This is a genomic window from Arthrobacter sp. Dra40, from assembly GCF_059091905.1.
Window position 1 is genome coordinate 1 of sequence record NZ_JBNHHB010000037.1, and the last position, 14,072, is coordinate 14,072.

General features: G+C 70.3%; 14 protein-coding genes. 3 read left to right on the forward strand and 11 right to left on the reverse strand.

The window, feature by feature from the left end:
• A partial coding sequence (locus AC5RWT_RS16290; protein ID WP_494081047.1) for an aldehyde dehydrogenase family protein occupies nt 1–1,009 on the reverse strand: 1,009 nt, incomplete at its 3' end.
• A 429-nt stretch (nt 1,010–1,438) separates the two neighbouring features.
• Here AC5RWT_RS16290 and AC5RWT_RS16295 point away from each other — a divergent pair.
• A complete protein-coding gene (locus AC5RWT_RS16295; protein WP_494081048.1) occupies nt 1,439–2,629 on the forward strand; it encodes a glycosyltransferase family 9 protein in 1,191 nt (396 codons plus the stop codon).
• On the opposite strand, the gene AC5RWT_RS16300 is transcribed toward AC5RWT_RS16295, so the two are convergent.
• The 7 genes from AC5RWT_RS16300 to AC5RWT_RS16330 form a co-directional block, all read right to left on the reverse strand.
• Nucleotides 2,595–3,296, reverse strand: a complete 702-nt coding sequence (locus AC5RWT_RS16300) for an SDR family oxidoreductase (protein ID WP_494081049.1) — start codon at nt 3,294–3,296, stop codon at nt 2,595–2,597. The two genes, AC5RWT_RS16295 and AC5RWT_RS16300, sit on opposite strands and share 35 nt — an antisense overlap.
• A gap of 120 nt (nt 3,297–3,416) precedes the next feature.
• The gene (locus tag AC5RWT_RS16305; RefSeq protein ID WP_494081050.1) at nt 3,417–4,778 is read right to left on the reverse strand and encodes a PfkB family carbohydrate kinase; all 1,362 of its coding nucleotides are present in this window, start codon (nt 4,776–4,778) and stop codon (nt 3,417–3,419) included.
• A complete protein-coding gene (locus AC5RWT_RS16310; protein WP_494081089.1) occupies nt 4,775–5,431 on the reverse strand; it encodes a D-sedoheptulose-7-phosphate isomerase in 657 nt (218 codons plus the stop codon). The genes AC5RWT_RS16305 and AC5RWT_RS16310 overlap by 4 nt, the downstream gene beginning before the upstream one ends.
• 134 nt (nt 5,432–5,565) lie before the next feature.
• Nucleotides 5,566–6,828, reverse strand: a complete 1,263-nt coding sequence (locus AC5RWT_RS16315; protein WP_494081051.1) for a glycosyltransferase — start codon at nt 6,826–6,828, stop codon at nt 5,566–5,568.
• The gene (locus AC5RWT_RS16320) at nt 6,825–7,829 is read right to left on the reverse strand and encodes a glycosyltransferase family 4 protein (protein WP_494081052.1); all 1,005 of its coding nucleotides are present in this window, start codon (nt 7,827–7,829) and stop codon (nt 6,825–6,827) included. The genes AC5RWT_RS16315 and AC5RWT_RS16320 overlap by 4 nt, the downstream gene beginning before the upstream one ends.
• Complete coding sequence (locus tag AC5RWT_RS16325; protein ID WP_494081053.1) at nt 7,826–8,893, reverse strand: glycosyltransferase family 9 protein; 1,068 nt, start codon at nt 8,891–8,893, stop codon at nt 7,826–7,828. Before AC5RWT_RS16325 ends, AC5RWT_RS16320 begins: the two co-directional genes overlap by 4 nt.
• A complete protein-coding gene (locus AC5RWT_RS16330) occupies nt 8,890–9,429 on the reverse strand; it encodes a D-glycero-alpha-D-manno-heptose-1,7-bisphosphate 7-phosphatase (RefSeq protein WP_494081054.1) in 540 nt (179 codons plus the stop codon). Before AC5RWT_RS16330 ends, AC5RWT_RS16325 begins: the two co-directional genes overlap by 4 nt.
• A 119-nt stretch (nt 9,430–9,548) precedes the next feature.
• Here AC5RWT_RS16330 and AC5RWT_RS16335 point away from each other — a divergent pair, with 119 nt between their 5' ends.
• Nucleotides 9,549–10,598: a glycosyltransferase family 9 protein gene (locus AC5RWT_RS16335; protein WP_494081090.1), complete on the forward strand. Its 1,050-nt coding sequence runs from the start codon at nt 9,549–9,551 to the stop codon at nt 10,596–10,598.
• Here AC5RWT_RS16335 and AC5RWT_RS16340 read toward each other — a convergent pair.
• A complete protein-coding gene (locus AC5RWT_RS16340) occupies nt 10,531–11,286 on the reverse strand; it encodes a sigma-70 family RNA polymerase sigma factor (RefSeq protein WP_494081055.1) in 756 nt (251 codons plus the stop codon). The genes AC5RWT_RS16335 and AC5RWT_RS16340 overlap by 68 nt on opposite strands.
• Before the next feature lie 248 nt (nt 11,287–11,534).
• Entirely contained in the window at nt 11,535–12,275 is a 741-nt protein-coding gene (locus AC5RWT_RS16345) for a DUF427 domain-containing protein (protein ID WP_494042859.1), read from the reverse strand.
• Between the two features lie 78 nt (nt 12,276–12,353).
• Between AC5RWT_RS16345 and AC5RWT_RS16350 the strand changes: the two genes are divergently transcribed.
• Nucleotides 12,354–12,827, forward strand: coding sequence for a carboxymuconolactone decarboxylase family protein (locus tag AC5RWT_RS16350; RefSeq protein WP_494081056.1), 474 nt, complete (start codon nt 12,354–12,356; stop codon nt 12,825–12,827).
• Nucleotides 12,828–12,888: 61 nt separating this feature from the next.
• Here the strand turns inward: AC5RWT_RS16350 and AC5RWT_RS16355 are convergent, their stop codons facing one another.
• Entirely contained in the window at nt 12,889–13,992 is a 1,104-nt protein-coding gene (locus AC5RWT_RS16355) for an NADH:flavin oxidoreductase/NADH oxidase (RefSeq protein ID WP_494081057.1), read from the reverse strand.
• Nucleotides 13,993–14,072 lie beyond the last annotated feature (80 nt).

Sequence of the window (14,072 nt, forward strand, 5' to 3'; positions counted from 1 at the left end):
CCGCACCGCCTTCCGCCGCAGCCGCACCAAGCGAAAGCGCCTCGGCCACCTGCGCGTGGACGCTGTCCCGGAGCCTGCGGTCCACCAGCGGGGCCATTGTGCCTCCAGCATTGCGCTTGCGGGCCTCGGCTACGAGCGCATCATTGAAGGGGCCGGCGACGGCCCGGTGCACATAGATGCGTTCCACGGAAGTGCAGATCTGGCCGCTGTTGGTGAACGCGCCGATGGCCGCCTGCTCGGCCGCCCATGCCGGGTCGACGCCGATGTCCACGATCAGCGGGTCGTTTCCGCCGTTCTCCCGGATGACATGGGCGCCGGTACGCGCCGCCGCCCGGGCAATCCTGGCACCGGTGAGGCTGGAACCAACGTGCGCGATGACGTCAACGCCCGGGTGGCTGGCCAGACCGGCACCCACTGCCGGTCCGCCGTTCAGGGTGGTCATGACCTGGTGCGGCAGCACGTCGGAGAAGATCCGGCCCAGCAGCGCGCCCAGATGCGGGCAGCGTTCGCTCGGTTTGTGCAGCACGGTGTTTCCCGCCGCCAGCGCCGCCCCCAGCAGTCCGGCCGCCACCGCCACCGGATCGTTCCATGGTGTCAGCACCGCCGCCACGCCGCGCGCTTCGTTGACGGTGTAGTCGATGGCCAGCTGACCTCCGCGCAGGCTGCGGCCGCGGTGCACCGGGCCTAGCTGCGCGTACTGCCGCAAGGTGCCGGCGCCGGCTAGCACGCCTTCCAGTGCTTCATGTTCGGGCCGCCCGGTTTCGCGGGCGTTCAGCTCGGCCAGCTCACCGGCGCGCTCCTGCAGTGCTGCGGCGGCGGCTTCCAGCATTTCGCCGCGAGCCGCAGCGTCAGTGCCGGCCCAGCCGGGTTGAGCTGACCGGGCGGCTGCGACGGCGGCACGCACCTCGTCGGGAGTAGTTTCCTCCAGCGCTCCCACCAGGCTGCCGTCCCTGGGGTCGTACACCTCCAGCGAGGCGAGGTCCCGGGCAGTATCTGAATCGGTGGTCATATCGCTCCTCCCGTCCAACGCTGGGCCAAGTCCGGCCCGTTGGTCTCTGGTCTAGGTCCACGTTCACGCAACGCCGGTGCGCTGCCCGCCGCGGGCATTCCCCGCCGACGGCAACGCCTGCCGCATCGCGTGGTACTGGTTTCCTACCCCTCGCCGGGCGCTTTCAGACGGTTTAGCCAAAGCCGGATTCCTGCGGCGCGTCTTCGGTTTTCTCGGGGCAAATCAGGGTTCCGGCCGGGCCGATGGACGCCTTCAAGACGGTTGCGGGCTCTGGCCAGTGGCCCATAAGCGCTTTAGGGTGAAGTGCACGAGGGGGCGGGCAGGGCTGAAGGGGCTGTGGGAAGACAGGAAGTCCCGGGACTACCGCAGAGATGAATCCCCGCAGCCGGACTTCACCGGCTGCCGCGGGCATAGATCCAGGAGGTGGAGATGACAGATTCCCCCACAGGCGGCGCCGCTTTCGGCGACCAGCGGTTGAGTACTGAGGCCAGACACGGCCTCGGAATCGGCCCGGTGCTGCAACCCTTCGAGAACGTACGGAAGATTGCGGTGCTCCGCGGCGGCGGCCTGGGCGACGTGCTGTTTTCGGTTCCTGCGATGGAATCGTTAGCTGCCGCCTATCCGGAGGCGACCCTGACCCTGCTGGGCACGGAGGCCCATGCAGCTTTGTTCCGTGGCAGGGCCGGCCCGGTGCACCGGGTGGAGGCGTTGCCGTTCGCGCACGGCGTCCGACCGGGGCCGGAGGACCCGCAGGCTGTGGCGGAGTTCCAGCAGCGGATGCGCGGCGAGCAGTTCGATCTGGCGGTGCAGTTGCACGGCGGCGGGCGGTTTTCGAATCCGTTTCTGCTGGAACTGGGCGCACGGCACACGGTGGGTACCCGGACCGAAGACGCCGCGGCGCTTGAGCGGTCCATCCCGTACCTCTATTACCAGCACGAGGTGTTGCGTGCGCTGGAGGTGGTGGGCCTGGCCGGCGCGGCCCCGGCCTCGCTCCAGCCGGAGCTGGAGCCGCTGGCCGATGAGGAAGCTTTGCTGGCCGGGCTGCTCGACGACGGACGGCCCTCGCTGGTGACCATCCACCCGGGTGCCACCGACCAGCGGCGGCGGTGGCCGGCGTCGTACTTTGGCCGGGTGGCGGCGTGGGCGGCCGACGACGGGTGCCAGGTCCTGGTGGTGGGCGACCCGTCCGACGCTGCGCTCGCCGACGAGGTGGTGGAACACGGCCGCGAGAGAGCGGAATCCGGCAATGGGGGCAGCATCAGCTCCGTGGCCGGCCGCCTGGGTTTGGATGAGCTGTCCGCGGTGCTGCGGGCCAGCGACGTGATGCTGGGCAACGACAGCGGGCCGCGGCATCTGGCCCAGGCCGTCGGCACCCCGACGGTGGGCATTTACTGGGTGGGCAACCTGATCATGGCCGGGGCGCTGGGCCGGACCATGCACCGGGTCCACATGTCTTGGATGACGCGTTGCCCGGTCTGCGCGGCGGACCTGACCCAGGTGGGCTGGACGGCCGACCGTTGCCCGCACGAATTCTCCCTGACGCGGGAGATCCGCGCAGAGAATGTCTACGCGGATCTCCGTCAGCTTAGGGCCACGAGTCTTCTTCTTCGTGGCAAATAACCATCTCGCGCACTTCGCAGCCCTTCGGCTGTGAGAGCGCAAAGATGATGGCATCGGCCACGCGTTCCGGGTCGTTGAGCCGGGAGTCGTCCTGCGGCTTGTACTGCTCGGTGCGGTCGTCGAAGAACCTGGTCTTCATGCCGGCCGGGATCATGGTGGTGACTCCGACCTGGCCGCGGGTCTCGGCCGCCAGCGCGCGGCTGAAACCAACCACGCCGAACTTGGAGGCGCAGTAGGCGGTGGCGTCGGAGACGGCCTTGATCCCCAGCGACGAGGCCACCGTGATCACCCGCCCGTGCGAGGACATCAGGTACGGCAGGGCCGCCCGCACCACCGAGACCGTGCCCATCAGGTTGACCCCAATGACCTTCTCCCATTCCTCGGCCGGAACATCCTCCAGCCGTCCGCAGCGGTCAATGCCGGCAGCGGTCACCACGGCGTCCAGCCCGCCGAGCGTGTCGGCGGCCTCCTGCACGGCTGCCTCGACGGCGGTGCGGTCGGCGACGTCGACCTCCACGCTCTTGGCCTGGCCGACCCGGCTCACGTCGCGGTCCAGCACCACCGGGGTGCCGCCGGCCGCCCGGACCGCTTCCACGACGGCGGCTCCGAGTCCGGATCCTCCACCGGTGACCAGGACACGGCCGGGGTTGGTTGCTGCACTGCTCATGTTTTTCTCCTCGGGTTCAGGGATGGCGGATTCCCGCCGGGCTATCGGGTGGAGAGAAAACGGGATCACCAGGGCTCTTGCGTCCGTTCTTCTCTCCACGGGACGGGTGATGGTCCGGCCTCAGCCGACCTTGGCCAAAGCGGCGGCCAGGCCGGTGGTGGAACGGGCCGGGTAGTAGGGCACGGTGACGGTCTGCCCGCCCCACGACTGCAGCAGCCGGGCTTCGGGCAGCTGGTCGGCGGTGTAGTCGCCGCCCTTGACCCAGATGTCCGGACGCAACCGTTCCAGTGCCGTTTCCGGCGTGGATTCCTCGAACACCAGCACGGCATCCACGCACTCCAGGGCCAGCAGCAGCTCGGCGCGGTCCTCCTGGTTCATGATGGGACGCTCCTCGCCCTTCAGGCCGCGGACGGAATCGTCCGAGTTGAGGCAGACGATCAGGCAGTCGCCCAGCTTCCGGGCGGCAGCCAAGGTCCTGGCGTGGCCCGCGTGCAGCAGATCGAAGCAGCCGCCGGTGGCAACCACCGTGCCGCCGGCGTCGCGCGTCTGGGCGGCAACGCGCATGGCGTCCACCCCGGCCCCGCGCAGCTGGACCGGCGCCGCGTCGCGGCGGAGTGAGGCCACGCCGCCGGCCGCGAGGAAGGCCGCAGCCTGCCCTACCGCGTCCTCCACCGAGGCGGTCAGCGGGCGCCCGGAGGCCAGCCCCACCGCCAGCGAGGCGGCGAACCGGTCGCCCGCCCCGCAGGTATCGGCCGCGCCCATCGCGGGGGCGGGAATTGCCTGCGGCAGTTCCCCCTCCTTCTGCACCATCGCTCCTTCCGCGCCCAGTGTGACGACGACGGCGCGGCTGTTCCAGCGTAAGCGGAGTTCGGCGGCGGCGAGCGCCGCTTCGCCGGTTCCGCCCTTCGCCAGTCCGGCCATCCGCAGCGCCTCCGGCAGGTTCGGCGTCGCCGCAACCACGCCCTCGACCGGATCCGGGCCGGCCGGGTGCGGATCCCAGACCACCGGGATCCGGTGCACCAGCGGCGCGAGCGCATCGCGCAGTGCGGGTGCAGCCGCCAGACCGCGGCCGTAGTCCGCCACGATGATGGCGTCGGCGGTCCCGAGCGCCTCCAGCATGTCCGGTGTAGGGACAGGCAACGGGGCGGGTGCGCAGCCTTCGTCCACCCGGACCACCGACTGGCCGCCGGCGCGGATGCGGGTCTTCACCGGCGTCGGCGCCCCGGACGGGCCGGCGACCAGGCGGATGCCGTTTAGGGCCTCGCGCAGCCGCGAGGAGGCATCGTCGTCGGACAATGCCGTAACCAGGACGACGTCCCGGCCGTCACGGACCAGCATCCGGGCAACCAGCCCCGCTCCCCCGGCACGGTAGGTCGTTTCGGCAGCGTCCACCACCGGCACCGGTCCGTCCGGACTCAGCCTGGTCGCTGCCCCTTCCACATCCGCATCAAGCAGGACGTCCCCCACCACCACAATCCTCATGACCGGGCCGCCCCGCTGTGCGGCCCGCGTTGCGCTCCCGCGCCGGCGTTGCCGTGCCGCGCCACCTCGGCGTCGAATGCCCGGCACAGGGCGTGCAGCGCCATCAGGTGGCCCTCCTGCACATTGGCGGGTAGCGCGTCCACGGCCACGTAGTCGTCGCAGAGCCTGGTCAGCGGATTCGGGGCGCTGCCGGTCAGCGCCCAACTGGTGACGCCGATGCCGCGGGCCGCCTCGGCCGCGCGCAGCAGGTTCTCGCTCTTGCCGCTGGTGGTCAGCAGGAGCAGCACATCGCCGGCCCGCCCGTGGCCCAGCACCTGCCGGGCGAAGAGATGGTCGTAGCCATAGTCGTTGGAAATCGCCGTGACGGCCGAGGTGTCCGCGTGCAGTGAGATGGCGGAAAAGGCCTGCCGTTCGCCGTCGAAACGGCCCACCAGTTCCGCGGTGAGGTGTTGGGCTTCCGCGGCGGAACCGCCGTTGCCGGCCGCCAGCAGCCGCCCGCCGTCCAACAAGCGCCGGGCCAGCTCGGTCCCCCAGCCCGCCAGCTGGCCGGCCTGGGCTCGCAGCGATTCCACCGCGGGCTCAACTGCCTTCAGGTGTGCCAGCACGGCGTCCACCGCCTCGGTTCCGGCGTGCCGACCGGGAGCCGACGGCACCGGGACGAGTGCGGGGCCCGGCGGCCGCAGGTAGGCGTCGGTCCGGGCCGAGGGCGTGGCCGCGGCGATGGGCGCGGCAGCGGTCAGCGCGCCGGTGCTGGCGGCTGTGGGGCTGCCGCCCGAAACTGCGCGTTTCACAGTGCCTCTCCTTCCAGTTGCCGGGCTCCGGCGGCGACTGCACCCGCCCCCCGGCTGATCGCCAAGTGGTAGGCCTTCTCGGTGTCGGCCGCCACCCGGTCCCAGGAGTAGCGGGTGGCGACGCGTTGTTGCCCGGCTTTGCCAAGCTCGCGGCGCAGTTGCGGATTGGCCAGCAGTTCGGCCACGGCGTCCGCCACCGCCTGTGGATCGCGCGGCGGCACGTGCAGACCGGTCTTCCGGTCCACCACGGTGTCGATCAGGCCGCCGACCGAGGCCGCGACCACCGGAACGCCGCAGGCCATTGCCTCCAACGGGACAATTCCGAACGGTTCGTACCACGGCGCGCAGATGACCACGTCGGCGCTGCGCAGGACCGGCGGGATGTGCGCCTGCGCCAGTTGGCCGCGCAGCACTAGTTGGTCTTCCACGCCGAGTTCCCGGGCCAGGCCGCGCAGCCGCTGGGCTTCCGGATCGGCCGCCAGCCCCGCCGCCCCGGCAGCCCCGCCGACCACCAGCAGTTCGACGTCGTCGATGCCCTGGTCCTTGAGCAGCCGCAGGGCCCGGACCGCCAGATCGATGCCCTTGCGCGGCACCAGCCGGCCGAGCGTGACAATCCGGTGGGTGCGGCCGCGCGGTTCGGCCTCGCCGTCGGCGGTGAAAAGTCCTAGATCCACGCCGCAGGGGGCGATGGACACATTGCCGCGCGGGATGCCCATGGCCGCCAACTCGAACACCTCGTCCGAGCAGGTGGCGATGATCCGGTCCACATCGCGGCCCACGGAAGGTTCCAGCCAGGCCCGTTGCGCCGGGCTGGTGTCCTGTGCGCCCTGGTGACGCCGCTTCACGGTGCCGAGCGCATGGAAGGTTTGCAGCACCGGCACCGGGCAGCCGCCCGGGCGGCGGGCGGCATCGAGCGCAGCCACGCCGGACATCCAGAAGTGCGCGTGCACCACGTCCGGCGGGGTCTCCGCCCAGTCAGCGCTGATGCCGTCGGCCAGCTGCCCCATGAACGGCAGCAGTTCGTCCTTGGGGACCGGTTCCGGCGGGCCGGCGTTGAGGTGGACCACTTCCACCCCGGGCCGCATGGTCACCCGGGCCGGCAGCAGCGGATCGTGGCGGCGGGTGTAGACGCTCACGCTGTGCCCGCGCCGGGCCAACGCTGCGGAGAGGGCCGCCACGTGCACGTTTTGGCCGCCGGCGTCCACCCCACCCAGCGCGGCCAGCGGGCTGGCGTGTTCGGAAACCATCGATATCCTCACGGCTCTCTCCTCTCGTTGGCGGCCATGGCCCGTCCGGTGCTGGTTGTGGTCTCGGCCAGCAGGCTGTCCCAGTTGTCCAGGAAAGCCTGCAGTCCGTAGTTCTGCAGCGCCGCCTCGCGCGCGACGGCGCCGCGGGCGGCGGCCTCGTCCGGGTCCTTGAGCAGGCGGGCTGCTTGGCGGCGCAGCTGGTCCACGTCCGTGGAGATGGCCCCTGCTTCCGGCGGAACCGCGCGGGCCGCCTCCGTGCTGGCCAGCGCGACTACCGGCATGCCCAGATGCATGGCTTCCAGCAGCGCCAGGCCCAGCGACGTCCAGCGCAGCGGGTGCAGGTAGAGGCGGCAGCGGGCCAGCTCGGCGTGCAGCCGGTGGCTCGGCAGATCCCCGCGGATGCGCAGCTGGTCGGCGCCCAGCTCGGTGGCAGCGGCCAGCTGGTCAGTTCCCATGCCGAACACTTCCAGCGGCCCCGCCTGCGCGAAAGCCGGCAGCAGGTCCGTCCCGGTGACGCGCCAGCGGCGTACCGGTTCGTTGACCACCACGCCCTGGCGTTCCAGCTCTCCGGTGTAAAGCTTGCCGGGGTCCACGATGCCGTGCTCGATCACGGTGGTCCGCGCCGTTCCGCAGTCCCAGAACAACCGATTGAAGTGGGTGACATGCACGATCGTCATGTCCTGCTGGTCGGCCAGCGGGTGCAGCGAGTTGGGCACATCGCCCTTGGGCGTGTTGTGCTCCAGGAACACCGCGGGAATGTCCCGTCCCGGCCGGCGGCCGAGCAACCGCTCGCATTCCTCAATCTCCTCGGGCCGCTGCAGCACCACCACGTCGGGTTCCTCGTCGCGGAGCCGGCCCGGCTCCACATCCCGCACCGCCGGCGGCCAGTCGCGGCCGGCGCGTCCCAAACCCCACGCGCCGCCCTCGGCCGTGGCAGGGAGAAGGTACTCGTGGCGTCCGCGCACAAAAGCATCGGTCCAGCCACCGTGGACATGCCAGAGCAAAATCTTCACGCGTTCCTCGTCTTTCTCCGGGCCGACAGGTACGTCACGCCGCGGGTCAGCCGCTGCACGGCCTCCAGCACTTCTTCCGGGGCCACATTGGACAGGCAGGGATGCCCGGGGACCGGACAGATGCGGGCACGGCTGAACCGGCACGGCGCATGCTGGTCACCCAGCAGCTCCAGCGGAACCTTGTAGGGCGCCCAGCGGATCGCCGGCACCACCGGAGCGAACAGGGACACCACCGGGGTGCCCACGGCGGCAGCGAGATGCGCGGGTCCGGTGTTCCCAGTGACGACGGCGGAGGCTCCGGCGAGCACCCCCGCCAGGCTCCGCAGGTCGGTCTGCCCGCCCAGATCCAGCGCACCGGGCACGGCCACGGTGGCCGTCAGTTCCTGTTCCTGCGGCCCGCCGGTGACAACCACCCGGTATCCGGCGCCGATCAGCAGTTCGACCGCGGCGGTGTGGTGCAATGGCGGCCAGGCCCGGGCCGGAACCGCCGCGCCGGGGTGCACCGCGATATAGGGCTCGTCGCCGGTCAGGAACGAGGTATCCGGAATGTCACGTACCTGCAGCCGGCCGTCGTCGCCGGCGGGCAGCCGGTAGCCGGCGGCTGCAGCGATGTTCAGCGCACGCTCGGCCTCCGGCTGGTCCTCCGGAAAGTCTTCGCCCGGTCGGAGCCGCCGGTCCAACAGCGAGCCGGCGTAATCCACTGAGGCCCCGGTGATGTGCCCGACGCCGGCCAGCCGCAGCAGCAGAGCCAGCGGCAATGGCGACTGGTGGAAGGAGGTCAGGATGATGGCCTCAGAGATTCGGGTTTTCCGTACCCAGTCCGCCAGCGCCGCAACGTGGTCCTGGGTTGCCGGCGGCGCAGGGTCCACGATCCACGGGCTGGCCCAGCTGAAAACCTCGGCGACGCCGGGCAGCAGTTCCGCGGCAGCTTTGCCCTGCGGCCCGCACAGCATCATGACGTCGTTCGGGCCGCCGCCGCGGCCGGCCGCCACTGCCCGCACGGCAGGGCCGGCCAGCAGCACGTCTCCGGCGCTGTCCAGCCGCGCCACCAGCACGCGGCTCACGGGCGGCCATCCAGCACAAGGGTGATGGCTTCGGCCAGACTCCTTGCCACCAGCTCGGCGGCCTCGACCTCTTCGCGCCGGGTCACCGGCGTCGGAACCAGGATTCCGCTCGCGCCGGCCGCGGCGGCAGCCTCGACGTCGGCCCCGATGTCCCCGATGTAGGCCACCTCGGACGGATCCAGCCCCAGCCGGCGGCAAGCCGCCAGGATCATCCCGGGCTGCGGTTTGCGGCAGCGGCAGCCGTCGTCGGGATGGTGCGGGCAGATCTCCCAGACGTCGAAGGGACCCAGCAGCTCTTCGACCCGCGCATTGACCGCGTCGACCTGCTCCCGGTTCAGCAGCCCGCGTCCGATGCCTGATTGATTGGTCAGCACTCCGCATGGCAGCCCGGCGGCCCGGACCGCCTCCAGCGCGGCCCGGGCGCCGGCTACCGGCCGGACCTTCGCCGGGTCCGGGTTGTAGGGCACGTCCGTGACCAGCGTGCCGTCCCGGTCGAACAGGATGGCGCGCGGCGGGGAGACTGCGGTTGCGCTCATACCAGCACTGTTCCCAGCAAAGCCGCGACCTAAACACTTTGCTGCTACTGGTTTTGCCATGCGCCTACCCTCCGGCGGCAGGGTGGGGCGGGAAGCGGATGCTGCGGGCATCTGGCAGGATGGGCCACAGCCGGCTTGGAAGGAAGGGCGTAGTGGCGGAACCCCAAGAACTGGAACGCGACGGACGGCCGGAGCTGCTGGTGCTCCGGGCGCTGAAGTTGGGCGATCTGCTGGTGGCGGTTCCTGCGCTGCGGGCACTGCGCGCGGCGTACCCGGAGCACCGGATTCTCTACGCCGCCCAGGCATGGCTGCGGCCCCTCCTTGAACTCACCGGATCCGTGGACGACCTGCTGCCCACGCACGGGTTGGATGTCCCGGTGGCCCTGGCGCCCGGCCGCGTGGAGATCGCCGTGAACCTGCACGGCAACGGCCCGGAGAGCCGCAGCAGGCTGGAAGCCCTCCGGCCCGCGTTCCGCATCGGCCACCGGGCGCCGGGCTGGAACGGCCCTGCCTGGCCGGAGGGCATGCACGAACGCGAGCGCTGGGCCCGTCTGCTGCAGTGGCACGGGATTGAGGCTGATCCGCTGGACTACCGGCTCAACAAGCCGGTGGTGCCGAGCCCCTGCCCGGGAGCTGCAGTCCTTCACGTCGGTGCCGCCTACGGCAGCCGGCTCTGGCCGGCCGAGCGGTTCGCCGCCGTCGCCCGCGAACTGGCAGCCCGGGGGCACCGGATCCTGTTCACGGGGAGCGCGGCCGAACGGCCGCGGGCACAGGCTGTCGCGGAGCTGGCCGGGCTGGGGCCGGAATCCGTCGTCGCTGGCACTTTGTCCCTGGCGGAATTTGCGGCCGCGATCGCCGAGGCCGCCGTCGTCATTTCCGCCGATACCGGCGCGGCCCATCTGGCCTCCGCTTACGCCAGGCCCTCGGTCGTCATCTTCGGTCCCGCGCCGGTCGGCGTGTGGGGGCCGCCCCCGGGACCCCACACCGTCCTGACTGACGAGAGCGTGCGGCTGGGCGACACGTTTGCTGTGGACCCCGACCCGGCACTGCTGGCCGTCAGCGCCGACGACGTGCTGACGGCGGTTGCGCAGCTTCCGGTGGCTACGCCGTCCGCATCGGCTGCCGGGCCGGCACTGACTGCTCTCCCAGCACCCGGCGCTGAAGCTTGACCAGGATCCGGGCCAGCGCCCGGGACACCTGCATCTGCGTCATCCCGATGCGCTCGCCGATGCAACGCTGCGATTCTTCCTGGAAGTAGCGGTAAAAGAGCAGTTGCCGTTCCCGGGGTTGGAGCTCACGGATAGCGCCCCGCAGCATCAGCAGTTCCTCGGTTCGTTCGGTCCCGCCGTCCGTCACTGCCAGCGACTCGGCAAGGCTCTGCCCTTCAGGGGTTCCGTCCAGCGATTCCGGCCGCAGGCTGCCGTGGCAATTCAGCGCTTCGGCCACCGTGTCCGGGCTTTCCGCGAGCGCACCGGCCAATTCCTGGAGTCGCGGTTCACGGCCCAGCCGCTGCGCAAGTTCCGGCGTCATCTTGATGGCGGCCGTCCGCAGGTCCTGAAGACGGCGCGGCGGCCGGACCATCCACGAGCTGTCCCGCAGATACCGCTTCAGCTCGCCGTGCACGGTGGGGACGGCATAGGCAGCAAAGTCGGCGCCATGGTCTGGGTCGAAGCCACGGACCGCCTTGAGCAGTCCCAGCCGGGCCACTTGCTGCAGGTCGTCGATCTCGCGGCCCGGACCCGAATAGTTGCGGGCAATTCCTTCGGCGATGCCTAGGTGCCCCAGCAACAGCTCCTCTTCCAATGCCGCCCGCAAGGAACCCTTGGCGCGCCTCGCTCTGCGGAACAAAACCTGCAAGTCATCCTCGTCGCGATGCATCGTCAGACCACTCTCACTCAGGGAAGTGCGGGACCAGAACTGCTTCTCCCCAAAGAAAACATAAGCATGCTGATTGTGCAACGGTTTAGGGTGGGAAAAATGCTCAAAAGTCTTTTCTTCTCCGCGGAGAAGAAGGTATAAGCCGCAGAAGCAGGCCCCAGGTGAGGCCGGCATTTCTGGGCCGCCCCGGACCTCGGGTCCGGTGCCGCCGAAGAACAAGTGCCGAGTCAGGACCAGGGAGTGTCCGGCCGGTCCTGCGGGATGCCGTCGACCACCAGGTCCACGCGCTCGTTAAAGAAGCAGAAAAGGTCCCGGATCTTGGGGATTTCCGGGATCGGATCCGGATAGCTCCACATCACGTCGCGGACCATGTTCTGGCCGAGCCGGACGGACCAGTACCGGGCCTGGCCCTTGTAGGGGCAGCTGGTGACGGTGTCACTGGCCTCCAGCAAGTCAGTCCGCACGTCTTCGGCCGGCAAGTAGTAGCGGACGGGCAGGTGGGTTTCGAAGAGCAGCAGCGGCCGGATGCTGTCGGCCACCTTCTGACCCTCAAGGTAGACCTGGACCCGGCGCGAACTGCGCAGCGTATCCACCCGTTTGTAGGGATCGCGCGCATGCACCAGCGCCCGTTCGTCTTCTTCGTACCATTCCAGTTGCCGCCAGGAGAACGTCACGTGCCCGGCCAGTTCGGCCAGCCCTCCGGTGGGATGAGGGTGCTCCCAGGCGCCGGCTTCCGCCCGCTTGCTGCCGAGGGCCACGTCCCAGACCTGCTGTCCGCCCGACCCGGCGCGCGGATTGGAGAGCGCTCCCGCCGCCACGTCCTCCCGCGGCAGGTAGTAGGTGGGCAGTTCGCCCCGCCCGTACTGGACCAGCAGCCTGGCCCGGGTGCTGTCCGCCACCAAGCCTCCGCCCAGCCGGACCCGGATCCGGCGGCCGGTGGGCTCCGTAAACGGCTTCTCGAATTCCATGGGGCACACGCTACTCTTCTCGGGCCCCGGCGGGCAGGGTGCCAGAATGGGAGTTCACCCCAGTATCAGGAGGCTTGAGTGAGCACCGACGAACGTCTCGCCAACATCTACATCGACAAGCAGACCCCGGCGGCGTACCGCGCCCTCAACGGTCTGGCACTCAAGGTCGGAGAGGCCGCCGACGCGGCCGGCTTGGACCGGAAGCTGGTGGAGCTGCTCAACCTGCGCATCTCGCAAATCAACGGCTGCGCCTACTGCCTGAACATGCACACCCGGCTTGCGCTGGGCGAGGGCGAAACGGCGCAGCGGCTGTCCGTCCTTCCGTCATGGCGGGACACCGAAGTGTTCACGGACAAGGAACGCGCGGCACTGGCCCTGGCCGAGGCGCTGACCGAACTTCCGGCCCACCACAGCCAGGAACGGGAGTACGCCGCCGCCCGTGAACAGCTCACGGACGAGGAGTTCTCCGCAGTCAGCTGGATCACGGTCGCGATGAACGCGTTCAACCGGGTCTCCATCGTCAGCAAGCACCGCGTCCGCCCCAACAAATAAAGTACGACGACGGGGGCGCGCCTACCGACGGCGGCGCACCCCGCCGTCGTGGCGCCTCCGGCTACCAGGCGGCGCGCCAGTACTGGTCCGCGCGTGGGTTCCCGTCGCGGGCGACTCCCAGGACCTTCGCCGCGTTCGCCGGCCAGTGTGCGTCCTTCAGCGCGGCGCGGCCAACGCTCACGCCGTCGGCCTGCCCGGTGACCACCACATGTTCCGCCTGCGCCGGGTCCGTCAGCAGCCCGACGGCGGTGACGAACGAATCCGTGCCCTCCAGCGCCTCGCGCACCGCGGCGGCGAGCGGCACTTGGAAGCCTGGGCCGGAGGGTCCGTGGTAGGCCCCGATGCCGGCGCTGGAGAGATCGAACGCGGTGACGCCGAGCTCCCGCGCCTCGCGGACAAAGCGAACCGTGTCGGCCAGCCGCCACCCGCCCTCCACCCAGTCGTCTCCGGAGAGCCGGATCGCCAGCGGCTTGTGGTCCGGCCAGACAGCCCGCACCGCTTCGATCACCTCGCGCGCATACCGTGTGCGGTTTTCATAGCTGCCCCCGTAGGAGTCTTCACGGTGGTTTGTCAGCGGCGAGAGGAACTGGTGGATGAGGTAGCCGTGGGCACCATGGATCTGGACAACGTCGAACCCTGCCTCGTCCGCTCGGCGGGCAGCGTCCGCCCAGGCCTGGACGGACGCCTGGATCTCGGGGATGTCCATGGCGTGCGGCCGCTGCAACCCGAAGATGTCGGTCGTTGAGGGGCCCACCGTCTCCCAGCCGCCGTCGTCCATCGGGATGGAGCCCTCGGCCTGCGCGGGCAACCAAGGGTAGGTTGAGGCCTTGGCGCCGGCGTGTGCCAGCTGGATACCGATCGCCGCCCCCTGCGAGTGGGCGAAGTCCACTACGGGCTTCCAGGCGTCGCGCTGCGCATCGTTCCACAGTCCGGCGTCCCGGTCGGAGATCCGACCCTCGGGCACCACGGCGGTTGCCTCGGCGACGACGAGCCCGAAGCCGCCGGCGGCCCGGGCACCGAGGTGCACCAGATGCCAGTCGTTGGGCACTCCATCGCGTGCGCTCACCGAGTACTGGCACATCGGTGCCAGTACCGTGCGGTTGCGCAGCTGCAGTCCGGTACCGTCGGGGGTGGTCAGGGTAGCGGGTTCAAAGAGCTTACTCACGATGAGCCCCAACCGTGCCGCCGCAGCAGCTATTCCCGCCGGCCTCTCAGGACAGAGCTACGCCAGGGCAGCGGAGCATC